Below are 26,446 nucleotides of genomic sequence, written 5' to 3' on the forward strand. Positions count from 1 at the left end.
AGGTGAATAACGATGTTGAAAAAATACCCGAGAACCTTTCATTTACCTTGGTCAAGAAGTAGAACCGACGATGATAAAATTTTGCGAACGGTTGGTCACTTCGAAGGAAAAGAAGTAGTTGTGACAGAAAAGCTGGATGGAGAAAATACCACGCTGTACCGAAACCATATCCATGCAAGGTCACTCGATAGCAAAGATCACGCATCTAGACATTGGGTAAAGATGCTGCACGGGACGATTTCGTTTCATATCCCGGAAGGCTGGAGAATTTGCGGGGAAAATGTATATGCGCTGCACTCCATCTACTACGAGCACCTAACGAGCTATTTCTACGTTTTCTCGATCTGGAATGAAAACAATGAATGCTTATCGTGGGATGAAACGGTAGAATGGGCTGAATTACTTGGCTTAGAAACAGCACCTGTCTTATACAGAGGGATTTGGAGCGAAGAGACCGTAAAAAGCTGCTACACCAAACAATCTGTATTCGGTGGGGAACAAGAGGGGTACGTGGTACGATTAACGGAGCGGTTTTCGTACGAAGATTTTAAACAATCTGCGGCCAAGTTTGTGCGCAAAAATCATGTGCAAACTGACCAGCACTGGTTATCGAAGCCAGTCGTTCCGAATGGGATAGCACAGACCACTTAAAGACTTTGATATTGAAGGGAATGAGAACGATGTAATTTGCTAAGTTGGTATTGACCGTCTAATAGAGTATCCAAAATTCATTTTGGCTATTGTTAAGACAGTCATTACATAGGAGGCAAGAGAAATGAACGAAGAATGGAATGAAGAAATGATGTCAGCTGGCTGGGATGCCATTGATCAGGAGATGAGAAAGATTTATGGAGAACAGGAGCCTAAACATTACGGCACGCTTATCTCGTATGCACTGGGGGGCCCCGATCCATTAGATGGAATTAGCGCCTACAAAGCGGACGAGCCTTATCCGCATTGGCATTTTGTTACCTATGGATTTACCGAGTTGTATGAAAAGGAATCCGAGAATGAAGAGGAAAGCGGTTTTGGTTTTGAATTGACGTTTCGATTGGCGCGAAAGGACGACGAGGAAGAACCGCCGGCTTGGGCGCTGAATCTGCTTCAAAATATGGGGCGTTACGTATTCAACACGGGCAATGTTTTTCAAGCAGGGGATCATTTGGATGCGAACGGACCGATATGCTTGGGCGCCGATACCCAACTGACTGCGCTCGCTTTTGTCACGGACCCACAGCTTGCCGAAATCGATACGCCGAATGGTCGGGTGCAATTTTTGCAGATGGTCGGGATCACAGGTGATGAACTCGATGCAATGATGGCTTGGAATACACGAGGCGTACTCCAATCTGGCTTGCCGTACATGCCTTCCTACATAACCGATCTTGAGCGGGATTCTCTCCTTCGCAACTCTACAGTTTCCGATGCTGTTCAAAAAGGAATGGAACAAGAAGGCTCCAACACTGCCTATTTGTTCGTCAGCCAGCTAGGCTTTGAGCCAGGTAAAAAAGGCTTTTTGAAAAATACGCCTTCGACCCTGAGGCTGGGAGCTAAGCAAGCGGAAGTCATCGGAAAAATTCTCCGCGGACGTATGCGAAAAGGGGAAAGCTTGAGATTGGTAGGACCCGATGTCCATGTTGTATTTGAGCCAGGCGACAAGCCTGAATGCATTCCAGGAGAGGACGTCATTCGCGTTGTTATCGATGATGCGACAACCAGTGCTCTTACCAAGCAGTTGCTTCCAAAGGAAAGCAGCTTTGAGATTCCTTCCCTGAAAGGAATTGCCATAAACATTGTAAAAACCAATATTACCGATAGCGAGGGCAATGTCGTCAAGGTTATAGGTTAAGTCGGCAGCGCTGGTTTTGGCGAGGAGGAGAGTCAGTCAATGCATCAGGCAGCAGAAGCATTTCTAAATGAAGTATGGACTTCCATCCAAGAAATTTATAAAAAAGAGAACCAGCGGATCAACGAGATCAAAGACTGGAGTGTACTGCAGGCGGGGGTCAAAGACTACCTGCGAGTGGCGTGGAGAAAAGGAAAACTCAATTGGGCCAATGGCAAAATCCACGTGGATGTCCATGAACCATTCAGTTGGAGTGACGATTCGTACAAATACGATGCGGGCTCTTACATGGAGGAGCTTACAGAGGAAATGCTCATGCAAGAGTTTTTTCCCGCACTGTGTGATCGAATGGAAGCTCTGTTCCACTCCACGGACTATGCATCTCACTTTTTTAATTACCGCTTAGAGCTTGTTTTCGAATTCGAGTGGAAACAATCGGTGCAATGCCATTCTCGCCATTTCATCAACGAACGAAAACGCGAGAGTCTAAAAAAAGCACTGGATCAATTCATCGAGACAAAAATTAAAGCGGAGCTTCCTGTACGTCCGAAAGAAAGAGACGATTTCTTCTTCGCTCGTTGTCTCGTCAATCCCGATTTGATGGAACAAAAGCAGGAGATAATCGAACCGCTCATCCAGCGTCTTAGCGAAAAGCTGCGCTCCAATAAAGAACGCAGTGATTCGTGGACATACCACTCTGCTTTGGCTTTAAAAGGCTGGGCGAATGAGCGGTTTTTAGTCAAATTTTTCGATCGTACCGGGCATTATGGATTGGATTGGGTTTTGAAACCCGAGCAGGAGCGTCAGGAACCAAAAACAGAGGAGCTGGACTTTTTCCTGTACGTCGCTCTCGCAATAGGTAACAAGGAGCCGGATACTCGCAAGAAGTATCTGGACCTCGCTGTTCAGCTTGGCTCCAAGCGGGCTGCGGACTATGTAAAACGGGGCAGCGGCCGCTTTGATAGCGAGTATAAAAGCAGTCTGATTCAAGCAAGCGCCAATGACGTTTTGCAAGCGATTGACATCCGGATTGTATCTGAGGAGGAAGCGGCGTACGGTGAAGCCGTCGAGTTTATCAACGGCCTTTTGCGTGAAGGCTTTCCCAAAGGGTACAAGCTCAAGCTGAAGAGCAGCGAAAAGAATTACTTGCCAGTAAAAAAGCTGGCGAAGTCAGGTCTCCATCAGTTTTTTGCCAATGCGTCCCGTTATCCTGCCTTATATCCAAAAATCGCAGACTATGCCGAGCTTGCGATGGAGGAGTTCGCGTGGTACGGGGATGTAGAGCCTAGTGAGAAATCCGTCATGCCCGGCACTTATGCGGTATTGGCTCTCGGCTTGTCTAGCAGCGATTATTTTCCACTCTTTCGTCGCTATATGAAGCTGGTCGACACGGAGCATCAGTCAGCTCAGGACGATTTTGCCATAGCTTTTGTGGAGGCGCATGGTGTAACTGTAGAGAATATCCCTGTACTCGTCTCTCTAGTGCTTGGCAGTAGCGACTCAGCGAAGCCTTTGAAAAATATCACCATCGATCGTACTGAACTGGTGGATGCACTTATCGGGGAGCTCGCAACGATGGAAGATTACCAACGGGAAACGGTTATTTATCGCCTTTTCGGCGGGAACAAGAAGCTCGTACAGGCGGTAAAAAAGGAATCTTCCCCCATCAAAGAGAAGCTTGCAGAATTGCTAGCCTTGGTCGAATAGCATCATTGACAATATTTAGAAGGCCATGCTATATTGAAGTCAACTACATGGAACGGAGGGTGAATCATTTGCGCAATTGTTTATTTATTGGAAAAGCCAATCCTATAATAAACAAGAAGCCAAATTCACCCGCAAATTCATAGCTTGAATTCCTGTATGATCTATTTTTCATATAGCGATTTCTAGTACGAGAGCAAGATGCTTCTGTTTATTGGACAGAAGCATCTTTTTTTGTTGTCAAAAAAGGGGGGTGATCCAGATGAACAAAGAGTAAATGACGAGAAACGCAAAAACGAAATGGGGAATCCAAAAATGGTTGAACTGCACAATATCACGATTACCACCAAAAAAGACGACAGGACTCTCATTCAAAATTTGGATCTGACCCTGCAAACTGGTGACAAGATTGCCATCATTGGGGAAGAGGGAAATGGAAAAAGCAGCTTATTAAAATTGATTTGCGCGGAACAAATGATTGCCGGGTATTGCACATTTGCAGGTAACGTGTTGCGAAACGAATGTTCCATCGGTTTTCTTTCACAGGAGCTATCGGACGAAGAAAAACAAATGACCGTTGCCGACTTTTTTGCCGAAAACCAATGGACTAAAGAACTGGTGAGGGCGATGGATGATTTCGGCATTCATGCATTGGATTCAGATAAAAAGCTGGGTGTTCTTTCCGGTGGTGAGCGTTTCAAATACCGCATTTTAAGTCTGTTGGCACAGAAGCATGATGTTCTGTTGCTGGACGAGCCTACCAATGATTTGGATATTCAAACGATGGAGTGGCTAGAAGAGTTTATTCAACAGACGGCTATTCCTGTCCTATATGTATCGCATGACGAAACGTTTATTGCGAATACAGCAAACGGCATCCTTCATATGGAACTGACGAAGCGCAAACAAGTACCCAAATATACGTTTTCAAGAGAGCCATATGAGAATTACCTCGCCAATCGAAAGAACAATTTGAGCAAACAAGAACAGATAGCCAAAAAACAAGCTTCTAATCATAGAAAGCAAATGGAGAAATGGCATGACATTTGGAATAAGGCAGAGCATCAGCATCGGAACGTACGGTCAGATCCGCGACTGCAAAAGAAAATCAAGTCCTTGAAAAATCAAAGAGAGCGAATGGAGAAAGCGTCGGAATCATTTCTAGAGGTCCCGAGTGTGGAGGAAGCGAGTGAATTCCGATTTGATTCAGCGGTACATGTCCCCGGTAGTAAACAAATCCTCGACTATTCATTGGAAGTACTGCAAATAGCGAACAAACAGTTATCGAAACAGATTCATTTATCGATCAAGGGGTCAGAAAAAGTCGCGATTATTGGGGAAAATGGGATCGGAAAAACGACGTTGCTGAAAAAAATCATGGATGAGCTAGTCCACCACTCGTCGCTAAAGATCGGGTACATGCCCCAAAACTACGAAGACCGGCTGGATTCGACCAAAACACCGATTGAATACTTGGACACAACGGGAATGAAAGATGCGATTACAAAAGCGTATACGCATTTAGGCAGTATGAAATTTACAAAGGATGAGATGCATCAACCCATTAAAAACTTATCTGGGGGACAGAAAGCGAAATTGCTCCTGTTAAAAATGATTTTGGATCAGTGCGAAATATTGATACTGGATGAACCGACGCGAAACCTCAGTCCATTGACGACTCCTGTTCTGTGCCGCGCCTTAACGGCTTTTGACGGTGTGATTATCAGTATTTCGCATGATCGACGGTATTTACATGAAGTCGCAACAGCTGTTTATGAACTCACTTCCGACGGTCTTACGAAAATAAAATAAGGGATCGTGGCGGAATCATTGCAACATGGTTGACATTGCTATTTGAATTCAATATACTGACTTTAATTTCATATGAAACATACGTTGAAAGAGCCCAGTAGCAGCTTATTCCCTGTCCTAGAAAGCCGGGGGTTGATGAAACCCGGTACACAATAAGCGAGCGAATTACACTCTGGAGTATCTCGGGTAATGCCGAGCGGAATCGCGAACGATAACTCGCTTCGAGTGGCATGAATGGCCTGCGTTAACGCTTGGGTCCATTGGTGCAAGATGGGTGGTAACACGGTTATTCAATCGTCCCTATGTCTACAATAGACAAGGGGCGATTTTTTGTTTTTTACCATAGGAGATTGAAGGAGTGTATGGCAGTGAATATTATCGACGAACTCGAATGGCGCGAAGCCATCAATCAGCAAACAGATGCAGAAGGGCTGCGAGAATTAACGAATGAAAAAGCAGTCTCGTTATATTGCGGTGTTGATCCTACAGGTGACAGTATGCATATCGGTCACTTGATTCCTTTCATGGTACTGAAACGCTTCCAGCTCGCTGGTCATCGCCCGGTTATTTTGATCGGTGGTGCAACAGGTACGATTGGCGATCCGAGCGGCCGTCAATCCGAGCGTTCTTTGCAAACACTGGAACAAATTCAGGAGAACGTCGACAAACTCACCGCACAGATGAAAAAGCTGTTCATTACAGAAGGCGACAACCAAATTCGTCTGGTGAACAACTACGACTGGACGCACAAAATCAATGTTATTGAATTTTTGCGGGATTACGGAAAAAACTTCAGCATCAATACAATGCTTGCCAAGGATGTTGTGTCGAGCAGACTGGAAAGCGGCATTTCGTTTACGGAGTTTTCCTATCAAATTCTGCAATCGCTGGATTACCTGCATCTGTACAAACATGAAGATGTTCAGCTGCAAATCGGCGGTTCCGACCAATGGGGCAACATCACGAGCGGTCTCGATCTGATTCGCAAAAAAGAAGGACCCGAAGCAAAAGCATTTGGTCTCACGATTCCTCTGATGCTGAAGGCAGATGGTACGAAATTCGGGAAGACAGCAGGAGGAGCCATCTGGCTTGATCCAAACAAAACAACACCATTCGAATTCTACCAGTTCTGGGCGAATACCGATGACCGCGATGTTGTGAAATACTTGAAATACTTTACGTTCCTCTCCAAAGAACAAATTGAAGAGCTGGCTGGAAAAGTACAGACCGAGCCACATAAACGCGAGGCGCAAAAAGCGCTGGCTGAGGAAATGACGAGATTTGTGCACGGCGAGGAATTGCTGGAGCAGGCGAAGCGCATTACAGCAGCTTTGTTTACTGGTGATATTAAATCGCTATCCGCAGATGAGATCGAACAAGGCTTCAAAGAAATGCCGACGTACGAATCTACTCTCGAAACGAAGAACATTGTCGACTGGCTCGTTGAGGTCGGCATTGAGCCATCCAAGCGTCAAGCACGCGAGGATATTACAAAAGGCGCTATTTCCATGAATGGCGAGCGCGTTACTGATTTGGAACTGGAAGTAACGCCAAGTCTCGCTATCGGTGGCCGCTTCATCATTATTCGCAAAGGCAAGAAAAACTACAGCTTGGTAAAATTGTCTCAATAGATGAAGGAATAAGAAGCTTCCCTGGAACTGCTAGGGAAGCTTCTTCTTGTATTTATGGTCACTGATTTTACTTTTATTTCGGAAGTGCCGTACTATCCACTTTGTTCGCAGCAATAACCGCAGCTGCATTTGGCTCCAGATCGAACCAAAAGATAAGGTCGCCATCCGCTTTCTTTTGCGACGGTTTCATCCCGTTCACATAAACTTCCGAAGCTTTTACCGCCATGGAAAGACCTGAAATCTTGTGCTTGCCATCATTGTGCAGAACAATAGTGCCGTTTGGTGCATATTCCATTCTGACTTGAGAGAGGGCGAGCCAATAATCCATGATTTCACGTACGGTCGTCAAATGCAATTTGCCTTGATCGCGCAGCGCGTCCATTCGCTTCAACAAGCGGTCAAAATCCGGATGGATGATCCAGTTACCTTTGGCATCTCGTATGACGAATTTCCCACCTTGCTTTTTGGACGGAAATCTTGCCAAGTAGGTATGGTTGATAAACACCCCCCGATTTTGAATGAGCTGCTGGAGATTTTGCTCCCGATACAAAGATAGTGTATCTTCCGGAATGCTAGCAGCCGACCAAGAATAAAACGGGCCAGTCACTGTCGGATGCGACCAATAGAGAGGAGTGCGCAAGGAGTCGCCTCTCCGGGTTTGGTACAGATCAAGGCCATTATTCGGATTGGCGATATCTTCTGAGCTGTAGTGCCAAAAATACGACGTGCCGTATTTTTTCCATTGATGTGCCAAGTAATTCGCCGTTTGGATGTCGAGTGCGTTAAAGGCAAAGCTAGACTTCAAATATCCATGGTCAATCCATGTCCTGCTTTGGAAGCGATCTTTCATTACTTGTAACGCATCCTCTGTAGTCTTTTGATAATGCCTTAATTCATAAGGATAGAGGGTGTGTAGACCAATATCATTACCGTTCCGATTGAGGTCATCCAGAAACTGCAAAAATTCAGGGCTTTGCGCAATAGCGACATTGACAGGTGATTTCGGTTGAAAATACGGATTCGAGTAAAACACGCTTTTCGTAACCGGAATCCGGTGTTTGACAAAGCCCCCTGTTGCTTGTGCCGACGATGTAATCTTCTCGGAGCCGAAATAAACAGCACGATTCGTTTGCAGCGTCTGCTCGTCAGCATGCTCTGTCCATACATGTGTCGCCAAAAAACCAGAAGGCTGACTCATAAAACGCGGCATGAGCTTCGGTTGATACCCAACTACCAGCGAAAAGGAATTCGTCCGTTCGTCGTTTGCGCGATATTCGGAAGCGTGGCGGACTTTTCCGACTTGATTCGTAGACGTTTGCTGTACGTATCTGTGATCGTTCATGTGATCCAGATTCACAATGAGCTGTTTTTGCATCGTATTCAATTCAAGTGAAGACACGTTGGGGGCATGGTACAAAAAAGCTGCTTGCTTCCCTTGACCAAATTTCGCACCTTGGTGATCCAGCCAGTAAGAAGCTTGGAATTTCTGTGTGTCCACTTTCCGATTCTTGCGATATACCTCTGTTACATTTGGCTTGAATTGCAGGGCGAACGCTTCACGAAAAACCTTTGCCTCTCGCTTGTAGGTGGTTTTTACAGTGATATCGATGGCTGGGCTATTTTTGTGCAATGCATATTGTGTTGTAACCACTGCAATCGGAGTGTGAGCTGTGACGATGACTGTGTTACCAGTGCCCGTCTCCAGTTGTTCCACCTTTACGTCATCCCATTTACGAACCCAATGGCTGCCCCGTTTCATAAAAATGTTCCGGTCGATCACTTTCGTCGTAGGTGGAGAGAAATATACGTCATTTCCTCGGACGGCAGTCACTTTAGCCTGATGGACAAGCGGAGCATTCATTCTGCCGCCAAACGATTCGGAGCGAAGTTCGATGGCTGCCCCCGGTTGAAATGGAGGACTTTGATCCAACGTTATATGATTGGCTCCTTTTGGAAGGGAAGGAGTCATTGCATTGTAGATTGCCCCATATTCGGCTTGGTACTGAATGGAAGAGAGGACTTCATTTTTCGCCAGATCGGTAATGCGGACATTGCCTGCCTCATCCCAGCTAAATACATAATACGGATTTTGAATGGAGGAATCCTTGGCAAGCACAGGTATTGGAAAACAAAGTATCAAGAAAAGCAATAATAAGAAGGGAATGGCGAAAAGCCTTTTTACCAACATAATTTTTCTCCTTTTGTATGGTGATATAGATTAGACGAATGTACATGGAAAAAGCCACAAGGGAAACCCACCATAATTTAAACCTTCTCAAACAGCAAAATAAGATATATAATTAATTAAATTAATTAACTAATAAGGGGAGCTAACATGTACCCGTTCTTTTCAAAGGTCGCATTCACACATCGTATATACAATAATCAATTGCAAGAGGAGTTACTTCCATTCGGTATATCCGTCACACAATGGGCGTTAATTCGTTATCTCAAAAATAACGGTCCTGCTACTTTTAGCGACGTGGCCGATTATTGGCAAGTAGAGAAGCCTGCCATTACACCCATTGCGCAAAAATTAGCTGCGCGTGAAATGATTTCGATTTTATCCGGTGAAGACAAACGGCAAAAAATTATGTACTTGTCAGAGAAAGGTGAAGCGCTACATAAGACAATTATGGAAGCGACTGAACCATTCTTGGAAGAGTTAATGGAGGGCATCTCACAAGAAGAAAGAGACGCAGTAGCCATCGTACTGGAAAAACTCATCATGAACTTAAAGAGAAGAGGGTAAGCAGTGATAAAGGAAAGGCTTTGGACAAAAGAGTTCGTCATTGTTTCTTTCATTAATTTTCTTTTGACACTTATGTATTTCTTACTAATGGTCACGATTGCTTCGTATGCCAAAACAGAATTTCACGCTACAACCAGTTCAGCTGGATTAGTTTCCAGTATCTTTATTATTGGTGCTTTGATTGGCCGACTACTCACCGGTAGAGCCATTAGTTTTATTGGTACGAAAAAAACGCTTTGGATTGGATTGGGATTTTTTGCTGTCACCTCGTTGCTTTACTTTTTTGCCGTCCATATCAGCTTTTTACTGGTAAATCGATTGCTACAAGGAATTGCCGTTGGTATTGCCAGTACAGCAACGGGTACCATTATTGCCCAAATCCTGCCAGCGTCTCGCAAGGGTGAGGGGATTGGCTATTACAGTTTAAGTGCGATTTTAGCCACTGCGATTGGTCCTTTCCTCGGTATGATCTTATTGCGGTTTGAAAATGGTTTTATCTGGATTTTTACGATGAATGTCGTGTTTTCCCTGATTTGTTTGATCTTTTATGCCATGGCAAAAATCAATCTTCCGCTTCCTTCCACAAGTGTGAAAGAGGAAGAAAAAGGTTCTCTGCTTTCGAAATTCATCGAGCCGAAAGCTTTGCCGATTTCATTCATCGCTTTATTAATCGGCTTTAGCTATTCGGGTGTCTTGTCATTTTTATCGTTTTATGCGGAAGAAATTAATCTTTCCTCAGCTTCGAGTTATTTCTTTTTGGTGTATGCCATTGTCATTATCCTCTCGCGACCATTCTCAGGAAAGCTAATGGACGCAAGAGGGGCGAACATCGTGACATACCCAAGCCTGGTGATATTTGCTGTCGGGATGCTTCTATTCAGTCAAGCCTCAACATCCTGGATGCTGCTGCTATCTGCTGCATTGATTGGAGTAGGCTTCGGAAACTTTAACTCCATAGCCCAAACGGTAGCTGTGAAGGTGACAGCTCCGCATCGCTTTGGATTAGCAACCTCTACTTACTACATTATGTATGATCTAGGATTAGGAATCGGGCCCTATCTGCTCGGATTTATCGTACCGCATACTGGATATCGTACGATTTTCGGAGGGATGGTCGCCTTTATTCTTTTCAGCATCCCGCTTTATCACTGGCTACACGGCAAACGAGATCGGGAATTGATACGTGCTAGCTAATTCATCCAAGTAAAAAGGGGGAGTTAGGCCCCTATAGAAGATACCAGGCTGCCTTTTATTAGGTAGCCTGGTATCTTTTTCAGCGGTGTTTATCCCAGAAAGAAAAATGTTCCAAAAGGCTCAAACTTTCGAATGAAACCAGAAAGTGTGAGCCTTTTTTGGAGGGAATGAGGACAAGTTGGTAAAAAAGTAACACATTTAACATAAATTGACTATTTTTTGACTGATTTCCAAAACACTCTCTGTTATAATGAATAACAGTTTCTTAAACAGGTGCATATGAATACGTTATTCTGCTGGATTGTAAGGAGGTGTGCAGGCCAGCATATTTGTTTTTAGGTAATGTATTTTCCTGTTCGAAAGGGTCAGGAATCATGTCCTGAATCCATTCGGCTAGATTACAAGTGCACATGTTTTGACCAAAAAATGGAGAGTGACTTTTGTCCTGAAAACCGCTTCGAGTAAACAGGGAATTATTCCCATTGTGAAAAAATGTAAAATCGCGGAAAATTTGTAGGTGAAAATTGGTTCATGACCATAGTAATATGAAGATGGGTAATAGTTACAAAAAATACACAAAAACCCACATATTTTGTTACAATTGGCCATTATATTAAATGGTGTTGATGAGGGGGTTTCTAACATGATCCATTTGTCACTGAGGCTCCATCTTCAGATTTAGCGACCATTTCATTGTATTGTCACACTTCATGATAGACAAAAGTTTGCCAATTATCGGAGGGGACATATGTTAGCAAATCAGGCCAATCTCATCGACTTGGAGTGGGAAAAAGAACAGGTAGCCTTGTTTAATGGTACGAAAGCGGAATATCCACAGGATAAGTCGATCCATCAGTTATTCGAGGAACAGGCAGAGGCTGTGCCACACCGAGTTGCCATCGTTTATGAAAATGAGCGCTTAACTTACCAGGAGCTCAACAGGAAGGCCAATCAATTAGCAAGAGCACTGATCGAAAAAGGGATTACAACAGACAGCATTGTCGGTGTAATGATGGAGAAATCCATTGAAAATGTTACGGCTATTCTGGCCATCCTCAAGGCTGGAGGAGCGTATGTGCCCATCGATATCGAATATCCGCAAGATCGGATTCAATATATCCTTCAAGACAGTCAAACCAAAATCGTCATCACCCAGAAAAACGTCAGCCAACTTGTTTATGATGTCGGATACCGTGGTCCTGTAGTCGTGCTCGAGGAAGAACAGCTAGATACTCGCTCAGATTCCAATCTTCACTTGCCATGCAAGCCTACTGACATGGCGTATGTCATCTATACTTCAGGAACAACTGGCAAGCCGAAAGGAACCATGCTGGAGCATAAAGGGATCGCGAATTTGCAATCATTCTTTCAAAATACGTTTGGTGTAACACCTGCAGACAGGATTGGACAGTTTGCCAGCATGTCTTTTGACGCATCGGTATGGGAAATGTTCATGGCTTTACTAACCGGTGCCAGCCTCTATATCCTTTCGAAACAGACAATTCATGATTTCATCAGTTTTGAAAACTATTTGAATGAAAATGAGTTGACCATCATCACGTTGCCACCCACATATTTGACTCACCTCACCCCAGATCATATTACTACACTTCGCATCATGATTACGGCAGGTTCAGCTGCCAACTTCCCTTTAGTGAATAAATGGAAAAACAAAGTCAGGTACGTGAATGCATACGGACCTACGGAAACAAGCATTTGCGCGACGATTTGGGAGGCACCTTCCGATGTGCTCGTCAACCAAACGATCCCAATCGGCAAACCGATTCAAAATACATCCGTTTATATTGTCAATGAAGAGCTACAACTTCAGCCAATTGGCAGTGAAGGAGAATTATGCATAGGCGGAGTAGGCTTAGCCAGAGGATACTGGAATCGCCCAGACTTGACCGCCGAAAAATTTGTGGATAATCCATTCGTACCAGGAGAGAAGATGTACAGGACAGGAGACCTTGCCAAATGGCTGCCGACTGGAGAAATCGAGTTTCTCGGCAGAATCGACCATCAGGTGAAAATCAGGGGTCATCGGATTGAGTTGGGAGAAATCGAGTCCGTTTTGCTGAAGCATGAACAAATAAAAGAGGCAGTAGTAATCGCTCGAGAAGACCAACATGCTCAACCCTATTTGTGCGCTTATTTTATTTCGCAACTGGAAGTAACTCCTGCGCAGATCAGAGAATATGCCGCTCAAAAGCTTCCTGCGTACATGCTTCCTTCTTATTTCGTGAAGCTGGATAAAATGCCGCTCACTCCGAATGACAAAATTGATCGCAAAGCATTGCCAGAACCTGATGCTACTGCTGAGACAAATCCAGCATATGAACCTCCCAGAAATCAGACAGAAGCGATTCTCGCAACCGTATGGCAAGAGGTATTAGGAATCGAGAAAATTGGGATTCGCGACAATTTTTACTCACTCGGCGGGGATTCCATTCAAGCGATCCAGGTCGCTGCTCGTTTGCATGCCTATCAACGAAAGCTAGACACGAAAGATTTGCTGAATTACCCGACAATTTCACAGGTTGCTCTCTATGTCAAAAGTACGACGAGGAGAAGCGAGCAGGGAATCATCGAAGGCCCTGTTAACTTGACGCCAATTCAACAATGGTTCTTTGAAAAGAACTTTACGAATATGTTCCATTGGAATCAATCGTATGTGCTGTATCGCGAACAAGGATTTGATCCTGAAGCTATCCGAAAGGCCTTGGATAAAATACTTTCGCATCATGACGCGCTCCGTATGATCTATCAAAACGAGAATGGAAGAATTGTTCAACAGAATCGTGGATTGGGTAGTGAATTATACCAATTCCTTCAATATGATCTGACCACTCATTCGGATGTCCAGCAAGCAATTGAAGAAGAGACGAGGCGTTTGCATGGCAGCATGAATTTACAAGAGGGTCAGTTGGTGAAGGCAGCCCTGTTCCATACGCTTCAAGGCGATCACTTGTTTTTGGCCATCCATCATTTAGTCATGGATGGAATCTCTTGGCGCATTCTGTTTGAGGATCTAGCAACTGCATACAGTCAGGTACTAGCAGGAAAAGAAATCGTTCTCCCAGAAAAAACGGATTCCTTTAAAAATTGGGCAGTGTGGCTGAACGAGTATGCGAATAGTGATGCATTGATGAGAGAAATCCCGTATTGGGAGAATCTTGAATCCGGAGCTAGGAATGCTTCCCTTCCAAAAGACTATGAAACGGTGGGCTGCAAACAGAAGAGTATCCGAAACATACAGGTCGGATTGCTGGCAGAGGAAACCGAACAATTGTTGAAACAGGCAAATTCTGCTTATCAAACAGAAATCAATGATTTATTACTGGCAGCGTTGGGGCTGGCCGTTGCAGAGTGGAGCAGGCTTGACCAAATCGTGATTAATCTGGAAGGGCACGGGCGCGAGGGTGTGATCGAACACGCTAACGTGACAAGAACAATCGGATGGTTTACGTCCCAATATCCAGTTTTACTAGATTTGAGTCAAATGAATCACTTACCTGACCATATCAAATGCACGAAAGAAAACCTGAGGAAGATCCCTAATAAAGGCATTGGCTATGAAATTTTAAAATATATGACTAAACCTGAAAAACGACGTTCCTTGTCCTTTTCCTTACGACCAGAAGTGACGTTTAACTATTTGGGGCAGTTTGACTCAGGCCTTAACAGTGAAATGTTTACCCGTTCTATTTATAGTTCAGGCAACTCACTCGGTGCGGATGGGAAGAACAATCTGAGTCCCGATTCGGAGATTTATACCGCCTTGAATATTACAGGAAGAATTGAAGGTGGGGAGCTTCTCATCACGTTTACTTATAGTGAGGAGCAGTTTAGAGAAGAGTCCATCCATCAATTGAGTAAGAGCTATCAAAAACATCTCCGGGCAATCATTACGCATTGCTCGCAGAAAAAAGAAGTCGAACGGACTCCCAGTGACTTTAGTCTAAAAGGACTTCAAATGGAAGAAATGGACGACATTTTCGAAGTACTTGCCAATACGCTTAACTAAAGAATCACTTGCTAAAATTTCATGGGGTAAATCATGCTCCCAACTTACATTTTTAGACAAAAATGACAAATAAAGACGAATAATGTCGATATCGAGGTGCCGGAATGAGTGTTTTTAGCAAAGAACAAGTACAAGATATGTATTTATTGACGCCGATGCAAGAGGGAATGTTATTTCACGCCTTGCTAGATGAAGAACATAACTCTCATCTTGTGCAGATGTCCATTTCGATTCAAGGCGATCTTGACGTTGGTTTGTTTACCAATAGTTTGCATGTCCTGGTAGAGAGATACGACGTATTCCGTACGCTGTTTCTCTATGAAAAATTAAAGCAGCCTTTGCAGGTTGTCTTAAAGGAACGGCCCATTCCCATCCTTTTTTGCGATTTAACTGCATACGACGAGCAAGAAAAACAACAGCGCTACATCCAATACAAAAGGAATGACCAAGAGAAAACCTTTCATCTGGCGAAAGATTCGTTGATGAGAGTGGCTATTTTTCAAATGTCGGAGAGCGAATACCAAATCATCTGGAGCTTTCATCACATACTCATGGACGGTTGGTGCTTTAGCATTATTTTTGATGACTTGCTTTCCGTGTATTTATCCTTAAAGAACGGCACTCCGATTTCCCTTGACCCGGTGCAGCCATACAGCCAATTTATCCGTTGGCTGGAAAAGCAAGATAAGGAGGCTGCTCTCGCATATTGGAGAGACTATCTGGAACAGTTTGAGCAGCAAACTTCCTTGCCGAGATTTGGGAAGTCTTCTAGCAATGCCTTTCTACCGGCGCAATATCGTTTTGCACTGGACCGTAACTTGACGCAGCAGCTTTCTGCAATCGCAAGTCAAAATCAAGTGACATTGCCGACTGTGATTCAATCCTTATGGGGGATTCTCCTCCAATCCTATAACGGTACGAATGATGTGCTATTCGGCTCTGTTGTATCCGGGCGACCAACTGAAATCGTCGGAATCGACAAAATGGTAGGGTTGTTTATCAATACCATTCCATTACGCATTCAAGCGAAAAACGATCAAACCTTTGTCGACTTAATAAAGGATGTGCACCAAAGAACACTGCAATCCCAGCCATATGAGCATGTGCCTTTGTACGATATTCAAAACAATTCCGTATTGAAGCAAGATTTGATCGATCACCTGATGGTCATCGAAAACTATCCATTAGTCGAGGCCATGCAGAAAAAGGCGTCGACACAGCAAGTAGGCTTTGCCATTTCCGAGGTCGAGATGTTTGAGCCTACCAATTATGACATGACTGTCATGGTAATGCCCAAAGAAGAGATTTCGATGCGGTTTGATTATAATGCCGCTGCTTTCGACGAAGCCTTTATCCAAAAAATGGCTGGACACCTCAAGCAGATCGCGGCTTGCGTGGCAAACAGTCCGAAGGTCACCCTACAACAGGTTACCTTGCTGACAGAAACTGAAAAACAACAGCTAATGGCTAGAAACCTGGATACTTCGGCTGCTTATCCTACGAAAACCATGCACGAGCTCTTTATGGAACAGGTGGAAAGGACACCCGAGCAGGTTGCCGTCGTATTCGGAGAACAGCATCTGACGTATCGGGAGCTAGATGAAAAGTCCAATCAGCTCGCCAGATTTTTGAGAGGAAAAGGGATTGCAGCAGACAGTCTAGTTGGAACGATGATGGATCGTTCCATCGAGATGATTGTTGGAATTCTTGGGGTTTTGAAAGCCGGTGGTGCGTTTGTACCGATTGATCCGGAGCTGCCAGAAGAGCGAATCGCCTACATGCTGGAACATAGCGGGATTCAATTAGTAGTGACCCAACAGCATTTACTCGAGAAAGTCTCTGCTTCTACTGAAAAAATAGATATCAGTGCTCCAGCCATCTGGGATGAGAGCAGTGCGCCTGTCGAAATGATTAATCATCCAGATGACTTGTTTTATATCATCTATACCTCAGGAACGACAGGTAAACCAAAAGGCGTCATGCTTGAGCATAAAAACATGGCAAATCTGATGCACTTTACGTTTGCCAAGACCAACATCGATTTTCATGAAAAAGTATTGCAGTATACCACATGCAGCTTTGATGTTTGCTACCAGGAGATTTTCTCGACACTGCTTTCCGGGGGACAGCTCTATCTCATCACGAATGAGATGAGACGTCACGTAGAAAAACTGTTTGCCTTTATCCAGGAAAAACAGATCAGCATTTTGTCCCTCCCTGTATCCTTCTTGAAATTTATCTTTAACGAAAAAGATTATGCGCAAAGCTTCCCGCGTTGCGTCAAGCACATTATCACAGCCGGAGAACAGCTCGTCGTCACTCATGAGCTACAGAAATATCTGCGGAACCATCACGTATTTTTACACAATCATTACGGGCCGTCTGAGACACATGTGGTGACCACCTACACGATGGACCCGAGCATGGATATACCAGAGCTGCCGCCAATCGGAAAACCGATCAGCAACACAGGCATTTATATCCTGGATGAAAAGTTGCAGATGAAGCCAGAGGGCATTGTTGGGGAGCTGTATATCTCTGGGGCCAATGTAGGAAGAGGATATCTGCACAATCCGGAGCTGACTGCGGAGAAGTTTCTCGAGAACCCGTATCAATCCGGAGAAAGAATGTATCGAACTGGTGACCTCGCTCGTTGGATGCCAGATGGCAATATCGAGTTCTTAGGGCGGATCGACCATCAGGTAAAAATCAGGGGTCATCGCATCGAGCTGGGCGAGATCGAATCGCACTTGCTCAACCACGCCTTGATTAAGGAAGCCGTGGTCATCGATAGAACGGATGAGACTGGCGGAAAGTATTTGTGCGCCTATGTCGTTTTGTCAGAAGAAGTCAGCAACGAGGAGCTGCGTGCGTACTTATCGCGAACGCTGCCGGAGTATATGATCCCTTCGTTCTTTATGAAGCTGGAGCGGATTCCGGTCACACCTAACGGAAAAACAGACAGAAGAGCCTTGCCTATACCAGAGGGGAATGCATTTACGGGTGCGGATTACGTCGCCCCGACAACCGAACTGGAACAGAAAATGGCAGCCATTTGGGAAAGCGTACTCGGAGTGTCCCCGATTGGCATTCAGGACAATTTTTTCACGCTGGGGGGTCATTCGCTAAAAGCGATTCATCTCATTTCCCGGATGCAAAAAGACTGCCAAGCAGATGTTCCACTTCGCGTCTTGTTTGACAGACCAACCATTCAAGAAATCGCTAAGTATGTGGAAGGTGTAGAGGAAGGAACGTATCTCGCTATTCCGCGGGTCGTCATGCAAGAGCATTATCCAGTATCCTCAGCGCAAAAACGCATGCTGATTTTAAACCAGCTCGATCCGGATAGTACGGTGTATAATCTGCCCGTTGTGACGGTACTTGATGGAGATTTGAATGTGCCGCAGCTGGAGCATGCCATTTCCGGTCTGGTGAGTCGTCATGAATCGCTGCGAACCTCCTTTCATACCATCAACGGTGAGCCGGTTCAACGCATCCATCCGGAATGCAAACTACCAATCACCTACATGGCAGCAACAGAAGATCGTTTAAATCAAGTCATCACGGATTTCATGCGTCCGTTTGATTTGCAAAAAGCGCCATTAAGTCGGATTGGACTAATCAAGCTGGGAGAGCGGCGCCATGTCCTGATCATCGATATGCACCATATCATCTCGGATGGCGTGTCATCGCAAATCATCCTGAATGATCTTGCGCAGCTCTATCAAGACAAATCTTTGCCAGAGCAACGCATTCAATATAAAGACTTCGCCTTTTGGGAAAAAGGTTTGGCACAGACAGATGAATACAGAAAGCAAGAAGCGTATTGGACCGAGCGATTCGCTGGTGAAATTCCTGTCTTAAACCTACCTTTGGACTACTCTCGACCGTCTGTTCAAAGCTTTGAGGGCGAACGTTATCTGTTCCGTTCTGAAAAACAACTGTTGGATGGTTTGCAACGAGTGGCGGCCGAAACTGGTACTACGCTCTACATGGTGCTCATGGCAGCCTACCATGTTTTGCTCGCGAAATACTCCGGGCAAGAAGACATGGTGGTAGGAACCGTGACAGCTGGAAGAACACACCCTGACACGGAAAGCATCACGGGTATGTTCGTCAACACGCTGGCAATGAGAAATCAGCCTGTGGCAACCAAAAGCTTCAAGCAATTTTTACGAGAAGTAAAGGACAATACACTCGCTGCTTTTGAGCATGGGGAGTACCCGTTTGAGGAGCTCGTCGAAAAGCTGGCGGTCAGTCGAAATCGAAGCCGCAATCCATTGTTTGACACGTTGTTCATCTTGCAAAATATGGACGCCAATCCCATCAAGATCGAGGGCATGACAGTGACGCCTTACGTGTCAGAGGGCAAAATGGCGAAGTTCGATTTGTCTCTCGAAGCAAGCCAAGACCATGCCGGTCTTATGTTCTGCTTCGAATTTTGCACCAAGCTGTTCAAGCAGGAGACCATCGAACGCATGTCGCGTCACTACATCCAAATCTTGCATGAAGTCATCCGGAACACGGACTTGGCTCTCTACGAAATGGAGATGCTCACCGAGCAGGAAAAGCAGGAATTGCTGATCCATTTCAACGACACATTCAAGCCTGTTCAGTTGGAAAGCACACTTCCCCAGCTATTTGAAGAACAAGTGCTGAAAACCCCTGATCAAATCGCACTGGTTTGCGGGGACAAAAAATTGACATATCAGGAGCTCAATAAGAAGGCTAATCAGCTTGCTCGTACATTACGGAAAAAAGGAGTAAAGGCTGACCAACGAGTTGGGATTATGGCAAATCGTTCCTTGGAGATGGTAATTGGAATCCTTGCCATTCTCAAGGCTGGTGGGGCATATGTGCCTATCGACCCAGATTATCCGAATGATCGCATTGCTTATATGCTGGAAGATTGCGAAGCTCGTCTCGTGCTTACTCATGAGCATCTTGGAACAAAGATTGCTGCTGGAGTGGAATGCCTGTATTTGGAGGATAAGAGTAACTATTCTCGTATCACCACAAACCTTGACCCGATTCATACGGCTACCCATCTAGCTTATATCATTTACACATCGGGTACGACAGGTAAGCCAAAAGGGGTCATGGGGGAGCACAAAGGTATTGTCAACAGTGCGACGTGGAACAAAGAAGAGCTTGCCCTATCTGTCCATGACAGAGGCTTGTTGGCTCTCTCCTTTGCCTTTGATGCTTTTGCCCTTACTTTCTTTGCATTGATTCTATCTGGTTCAACTGTTGTCTTGACGAAGGATGAAGAAGCCAAAGATCCAATCGCGCTCAAAAACCTAATTTCAACCTGGAGTTGCAGCTACACGGTGTGCGTGCCAAGTTTGTTCCAGGCGATTTTGGAATGCAGCACCCCCGAAGAGATCAGTCCACTGAAAATGACCATGCTCGGGGGAGAAAAGCTATCGCCGAAGCTGGTTGAGCTGTGCAAAGAAATGAATCCGCAGATGATTACTATCAATGCGTATGGTCCGACAGAAAGCAGCGTTATCGCCACCTATTTGTGCGATGCGCTCCCAGATGCTCCGATCACCATAGGACGGCCAATTGCAAACACAAGCATATACATCGTGGACCATTCGCACCAGCTGCTACCAATTGGTGTAGTGGGAGAGATATGCATTGGCGGACTTGGGTTGGCACGCGGATATTGGAACAAACCAGAGCTTACCGAGGAGAAGTTTGTTTCCAATCCATTTAAGCCAGGTGAACGCATGTACAAGACAGGCGACCTTGGCAGATGGCTCCCTGACGGTACGATTGAATTCATAGGACGCCTGGATGAACAAGTAAAAGTGAGAGGATACCGGATAGAGATCGGGGAGATAGAATCGGTTCTTCTCAGCTATGAAACGACAAATGAAGCGATTGTCGTCGCTTATCCGGATGGAAGCGGGGACACGTATCTAACTGCCTATTTCACCAGTAAAGAAAACATCTCGGAAGTGGCTCTTCGAACACATCTATCGCAAGAACTGCCAGCGTATATGGTCCCGACCTATTTGATTCAACTGAATGCTTTCCCGCTCACGCCAAATGGCAAGATCGACCGCAAAGCGCTGCCGAAGCCTGAAGGAAAGCCTGCGACAGGTGTGGAGTATGTCGCGCCTGCCAATGAAGTAGAGGCGACACTGGCAAAGATATGGGAAAACGTTCTTGGCATCTCCGACATCGGAGTGATGGATAACTTTTTTGACCTGGGTGGACATTCTTTGAAAGCTATGACGGTAGTAGCGCATGTGCATCGAGAGTTTCAAGTTGATCTATCTTTAAAGCATTTCTTTGGTTCTCCAACTGTTCGTGCCTTGTCCCGATTGATTGAAAACAGCGAAGCTGCATCAGATGCAGCTATTCAACCAGCAGAGCCGCGAGATTACTACCCGGTATCATCAGCCCAGCAGCGAATGTATCTGCTCTATCAACTTGAAGGGGCCGGCATTAGCTACAATACGCCTGGCATGATCATGCTGGAAGGCGAGCTGGTTCGCGAGCAATTGGCGTTTGCGCTGCAAGCATTGGTGGATCGACACGATATCTGGAGAACATCATTTGAGATAATCGAGGGTGAGCTGGTCCAAAAAATTCATAGCCATGTGAAAGTGGAAATGGAGTATCAAACAGCGGAGGAGCATCAGATCGATGAAATTTTCCACTCGTTTGTCCGTCCATTTGATCTTTCTGTTCCGCCACTGATCCGCATGGGCTTGGTGAAAATTTCGGATGAGCGTCATCTTCTCCTTTATGACATGCATCATATCGCCGCAGATGCTGCATCGGTCACGATCATGTTCAATGAGCTAGCTGAATTGTACCAGGGAAGAAATTTGCCAGAGGTGCGCATTCAGTACAAGGATTTTTCTGTCTGGCAGCAGGGCTTGTTTCAGTCAGATGCCTTCAAGCAACAGGAAGAGTATTGGCTTCGTACGTTTGCAGGAGACATTTCAGCCGTGGATTTACAGACGGATTACCCGCGACCAGCCGTAAAAAGCTTTGAAGGTAGTCACATCGCGCTTTCAACTGGCCACCAACTGCGGGATGCCCTGCTAGAACTGGCGACCGAAACCAAAACGACGCTGTTCATGGTCTTGCTGGCAGCGTACAATGTGCTGCTCTCGAAGTATTCCGGGCAGGATGACATCATTGTGGGAACGCCGATTTCCGGCAGGTCAAGATCTGAGCTTGCGCCCGTTGTGGGAATGTTCGTCAACACACTGGCGATCAGAAACAAACCGACATCCGAAAAGACCTTCAAGGAGTTTCTGATGGAAGTCAAGCAGAATGCCCTGGATGCTTATGATCATCAGGATTACCCGTTTGAAAGTCTTGTTGAAAAGCTTGGCATTCAGCGTGACCCGGGACGTAATCCACTGTTTGACACCATGTTCATCCTGCAAAACGATGAACTGGACCCAAAAACGCTTGATCAACTGGTTTATCGCCATTATGAATCCGACAGCGCTCCGGCGATAGCGAAATTCGACCTGTCGTTCCATATGACCGACCGTGAAACAGACTTGTTTTTGCGATTGGAATACAGTACCAAGCTGTTTAAAAAAGATACGGTAGACAGGATGTCCCGTCACTTCTTGCAAATCCTGAAAAGCATTGCGGCCCATCCTGATCGGATGCTGCAAGAGATTGATATGCTGACGGAAGAAGAGAAGCAGCTGTTACTGGTGGAGTTCAATCGTACGGACAGAGAATACGCCAAAGACAAAACCCTTCATCAGCTCTTTGAAGAACTGGCGGCAAAAATGCCCGATCAAACAGCGCTGGTATTCCAAGGGCAGCGAATGTCGTACCAAGAGTTGAATGAAAGAGCGAATCAGCTCGCATCCGTTTTGCGTGAGAAAGGTGTTGAGCCATCGCAAATCGTCGCCATGTTACTGGAACGGTCATTAGAGATGGTCATTGCTATTCTTGCCATTTTGAAAGCGGGCGGCGCCTTTTTGCCCATCGATCCTGAGTACCCGGAAGAAAGAATCCGCTACATGATGGAGGACAGTCAGGCGAAACTCGTGCTTACTCATTTTCACTTGATCCCTAAGGTGACTAGTCATGCACAGATCATCGATTTGGGCGACTCTAGGAACTATTCTTCACAGACTGACGATCTGCTTTGCATCAACAAGCCTTCCGATTTAGCTTATATCATTTACACGTCCGGTACGACCGGCAAGCCGAAGGGAGTCATGATCGAGCATCGTGCGATCATCAACTGCTTGCAGTGGAGAAGAGATGAATATGGTTTCCGACCGGAAGACAAGGCATTGCAAGTGTTCTCTTTTGCTTTCGATGGGTTTGTAGCGAGCTTGTTCGCGCCGCTTCTCGGAGGTGCTGTGTGCGTGTTGCCGAGAGAGGAAGAAGCCAAAGACCCGATCGCGTTGAAAAAGCTGATCGCATCCACTGGGGTCACACATTACTATGGTGTACCGAGTCTGTTCCAAGCAATTCTGGATTGCTCGACTGTGGCAGACTTCCCTGAGCTTCGCTGCGTATCACTGGGAGGCGAGAAGTTACCTGCACAGCTTGTTCAAAAAACGAAAGAAAAGCATCCAAAAATCGGGATCAACAATGAATACGGTCCGACTGAAAATAGCGTGGTCTCCACCATCTCCCGTTCTATTGAACCCGGTCAAGACATCACGATTGGCCGGCCGATTGCCAACGTAAAGGTCTACATCGTTGATGCACAACATCGCTTGCAACCGGTTGGTGTGGTGGGTGAGCTATGCATTGGAGGACCTGGGCTTGCAAGAGGCTACCTGAACAAACCGGAGCTCACAGATGAAAAGTTTGTTGTGAATCCGTTTGAACCAGAAGAGCGCATGTATAAAACAGGTGACTTGGTAAAATGGCGGACGGATGGCACGATCGAATACGTCGGTCGGGCTGACGAACAGGTCAAAGTACGCGGGTATCGAATCGAGATCGGGGAAATCGAGAGCGCCATACTCGCCTATGAGAACATCGATCAAGCGGTGGTGGTTGCCCGAGATGATGGCTCTGCTGCCGGCCAGTATCTTTGCGCCTATGTCGTAGCAGCATCAGAAGTGTCCATAGCCGATTTGAGAAGGCATCTTGCGAAGGAACTGCCTGGCTATATGGTTCCATCCTTCTTTATCCAACTGGATAAGATGCCGCTGACCCCCAACGACAAGATAGACCGAAAAGCACTACCGAAGCCAAGCCAGGATGACAATTCGGGAAGAGAATATGAGGCACCCAGAAACGAGCTGGAACAATTGCTGGCTACCATCTGGACAGACGTTTTGGGTATCAAGCAAGTCGGTATAAAAGACAACTTCTTTGAATTGGGTGGGGATTCCATCAAAGCGATTCAAGTTTCCACGCGCCTGTACGCATCAGGCTGGACGCTTGCGATGAAAGAGCTGTTCCAACATCCGTCGATCGAGGAAGTCGCTATCCATGTAACACCGAACAACAGAGAGAGTGATCAGGGAGTCGTAGAGGGCGAGATTGGCTTGACACCCATCCAGAAGTGGTTCTTCGAGCAAAATTTCACGGATCGTCACCATTGGAATCAGGCTGTCATGCTCTATCGTGAAGAAGGCTTTGATGCAGCCCTTGTACAGCAAGCCTTCCATAAAATCGTCGAGCATCATGATGCGTTACGAATGATATACAAACAGGAAAATGGGATCATGACGCAAATCAATCAAGGGCTTACCGATGACCGATTCCGTTTCTATTCTTTTGATGTGAGGGAACATGCAAATAGCGCAGCGCACATCCTGGAATTGTCCGATCTCATCCAAAGCAGTATCGATTTGGAACAGGGACCGCTGGTTCATTTGGCTCTCTTCTCAACCAAAGAAGGCGACCATTTACTGATTGCCATACACCATCTGGTCGTGGATGGCGTGTCTTGGCGAATCTTGTTTGAAGATTTTTCATCGGCCTATTCACAGGCTCTCCAAAATCAGGAGATCGTTTTACCGAAGAAAACAGATTCCTATAAAGACTGGGCGGCTCAACTGGAGAGCTACGCACAGAGTGACGAGCTGTTACGGGAAGTAGCGTATTGGCACAATCTGGAGAGCACCACTACACCAGTCGCATTGCCAACTGATTTTGTCACAGCCGATCGGAAACAAAAGCACACGCACACTGTAAAGGTCGAATTGACAGCACTAGAGACAGAAAACCTTTTGCGTCACGTGCATCATGCCTATCACACAGAAATAAATGATCTGCTGCTGACAGCTTTGGGGTTAACCGTAAAAGAATGGGCAAATACCAACTGCCCTGTCATCAACCTGGAAGGTCACGGACGCGAGGACATTCAGAATGAAATGAATGTCACAAGAACGGTTGGCTGGTTCACATCCCAGTTCCCTGTCGTACTTGATATGGAAAAATCAGAGGACTTGGCTTACCAAATCAAGCAGATCAAAGAAAACCTGCGCCGCATTCCGAAAAAAGGAATTGGCTACGAGATTTTACGTACGATGACGTCCAGCAAGACGCAGCTATCCTTGTCATTTGCCTTGCAGCCGGAAATCAGCTTTAACTATCTCGGGCAATTTGACTCAGATGTAAAATCGGGCGGATATACCTTCTCACCGCTCGGGACAGGACAGCTGTTCAGTCCAGAATCAGAGAGAGTATTCCTCTTGGACATTTCCGGCTTGATCGAGGATGGAAAGCTCCAGATCAGCTTTGGATACAGCAGTCTCCAGTACAAAGAAGAAACCATAACAAACTTAGCGTACAGTTACCGGAATCACTTACGGCGTATCATCGACCATTGCATGGCAAAAGAAGAAGGGGAGTTGACTCCGAGCGATCTGGGGGATGACGACCTTTCCATGGAAGAACTGGAGAACATACTGGAAATGATTTAATGTTTTTCCTCCAATAAAAGCTGGGCAAGAGAGTTTTTATTGGAGGAACCCTCTTTGAATCTATCAATAACAGAGTTGAGGTGCGTAATGAAAAAGCAGGAAAATATCGCAAAAATTTATCCGTTAACTCCATTGCAAGAGGGCATGTTGTTTCATGCTATCAAAGATTCAGAGAGCAGTGCCTACTGCCTCCAGATGTCCGCAACGATCCAAGGAAATTTTCATCTGCCTACCTTTGAAGAGAGCATGAACAAGCTTGTAGAAAACTACGAGGTATTGCGAACGGTGTTTGTGTATCAAAACCTGCAGCGTCCCAGACAGGTTGTTTTTAAAGAGAAAAAAGCAGTTGTGCATTTCGAAAACATTACTCATTTGCCTGTAAATGATCTGAACGATTACATAAAAGCGTATACGCGTCAGCATCATACGTTTGACCTGACAAAAGATAGCTTGATGAAAGCAGCGATTTTCCAAACAGAGGAGAACAAGTTTCAATTCGTTTGGGCGTTCCATCATATCATCGTAGACGGTTGGTCATTGGGCGTATTGCTCAATAAACTGCTCTCGTATTACGCGGCCCTTTATAAAGGG

The 26,446-nt window shown here is 45.6% G+C and carries 11 protein-coding genes and 1 other annotated feature; of the genes, 10 read left to right on the plus strand and 1 reads right to left on the minus strand.

Annotated elements, in window-relative coordinates; genetic code table 11:
- The first annotated feature begins 12 nt into the window (after positions 1-12).
- From C7R91_RS16045 to tyrS, 5 genes are all read left to right on the plus strand, one after another.
- Positions 13-651, plus strand: a complete 639-nt coding sequence (locus C7R91_RS16045; protein ID WP_047069301.1) for an RNA ligase family protein — start codon at positions 13-15, stop codon at positions 649-651.
- Between the two features lie 124 nt (positions 652-775).
- A complete protein-coding gene (locus C7R91_RS16050) occupies positions 776-1,849 on the plus strand; it encodes a suppressor of fused domain protein (protein ID WP_047069303.1) in 1,074 nt (357 codons plus the stop codon).
- Between the two features lie 39 nt (positions 1,850-1,888).
- Positions 1,889-3,553, plus strand: coding sequence for a DUF6138 family protein (locus tag C7R91_RS16055; protein ID WP_047069304.1), 1,665 nt, complete (start codon positions 1,889-1,891; stop codon positions 3,551-3,553).
- A gap of 231 nt (positions 3,554-3,784) precedes the next feature.
- Complete coding sequence (locus C7R91_RS16060; RefSeq protein WP_236697837.1) at positions 3,785-5,362, plus strand: ATP-binding cassette domain-containing protein; 1,578 nt, start codon at positions 3,785-3,787, stop codon at positions 5,360-5,362.
- Between the two features lie 75 nt (positions 5,363-5,437).
- Positions 5,438-5,667: a binding site (T-box leader), on the plus strand.
- A gap of 57 nt (positions 5,668-5,724) precedes the next feature.
- Positions 5,725-6,993: a tyrosine--tRNA ligase gene (gene tyrS / locus C7R91_RS16065; protein WP_429793709.1), complete on the plus strand. Its 1,269-nt coding sequence runs from the start codon at positions 5,725-5,727 to the stop codon at positions 6,991-6,993.
- Between the two features lie 73 nt (positions 6,994-7,066).
- On the opposite strand, the gene C7R91_RS16070 is transcribed toward tyrS, so the two are convergent.
- The gene (locus C7R91_RS16070; RefSeq protein WP_047069305.1) at positions 7,067-9,181 is read right to left on the minus strand and encodes a hypothetical protein; all 2,115 of its coding nucleotides are present in this window, start codon (positions 9,179-9,181) and stop codon (positions 7,067-7,069) included.
- Between the two features lie 147 nt (positions 9,182-9,328).
- Between C7R91_RS16070 and C7R91_RS16075 the strand changes: the two genes are divergently transcribed.
- From C7R91_RS16075 to C7R91_RS16095, 5 genes are all read left to right on the plus strand, one after another.
- Positions 9,329-9,745 (plus strand): MarR family winged helix-turn-helix transcriptional regulator, encoded by a 417-nt coding sequence (locus C7R91_RS16075; RefSeq protein WP_047069306.1) that lies wholly within the window; start codon positions 9,329-9,331, stop codon positions 9,743-9,745.
- A gap of 3 nt (positions 9,746-9,748) precedes the next feature.
- A complete protein-coding gene (locus tag C7R91_RS16080; protein WP_047069307.1) occupies positions 9,749-10,939 on the plus strand; it encodes an MFS transporter in 1,191 nt (396 codons plus the stop codon).
- A gap of 748 nt (positions 10,940-11,687) precedes the next feature.
- Positions 11,688-14,966, plus strand: a complete 3,279-nt coding sequence (tycA, locus tag C7R91_RS16085) for a tyrocidine non-ribosomal peptide synthetase TycA (protein WP_047069309.1) — start codon at positions 11,688-11,690, stop codon at positions 14,964-14,966.
- A 104-nt stretch (positions 14,967-15,070) separates the two neighbouring features.
- Positions 15,071-25,855, plus strand: a complete 10,785-nt coding sequence (tycB, locus tag C7R91_RS16090; protein WP_047069310.1) for a tyrocidine non-ribosomal peptide synthetase TycB — start codon at positions 15,071-15,073, stop codon at positions 25,853-25,855.
- Between the two features lie 87 nt (positions 25,856-25,942).
- Positions 25,943-26,446: condensation domain-containing protein (locus tag C7R91_RS16095; protein ID WP_146142143.1), on the plus strand; the 504-nt coding region annotated here is incomplete at its 3' end.

The sequence above is a fragment of the Brevibacillus formosus genome (genome assembly GCF_003013405.1).
In the GTDB taxonomy this organism is placed as follows: Bacteria; Bacillota; Bacilli; order Brevibacillales; family Brevibacillaceae; genus Brevibacillus; species Brevibacillus formosus.

Coding starts and splice junctions, on each gene's coding strand:
- C7R91_RS16050 (WP_047069303.1), top strand. CDS start 776: ATGAACGAAGAATGGAATGAAGAAATGATGTCAGCTGGCTGGGATGCC.
- C7R91_RS16055 (WP_047069304.1), top strand. CDS start 1,889: ATGCATCAGGCAGCAGAAGCATTTCTAAATGAAGTATGGACTTCCATC.
- C7R91_RS16075 (WP_047069306.1), top strand. CDS start 9,329: ATGTACCCGTTCTTTTCAAAGGTCGCATTCACACATCGTATATACAAT.
- tycA (WP_047069309.1), top strand. CDS start 11,688: ATGTTAGCAAATCAGGCCAATCTCATCGACTTGGAGTGGGAAAAAGAA.
- C7R91_RS16045 (WP_047069301.1), top strand. CDS start 13: ATGTTGAAAAAATACCCGAGAACCTTTCATTTACCTTGGTCAAGAAGT.
- C7R91_RS16070 (WP_047069305.1), bottom strand. CDS start 9,181: ATGTTGGTAAAAAGGCTTTTCGCCATTCCCTTCTTATTATTGCTTTTC.
- tycB (WP_047069310.1), top strand. CDS start 15,071: ATGAGTGTTTTTAGCAAAGAACAAGTACAAGATATGTATTTATTGACG.
- tyrS (WP_429793709.1), top strand. CDS start 5,725: ATGGCAGTGAATATTATCGACGAACTCGAATGGCGCGAAGCCATCAAT.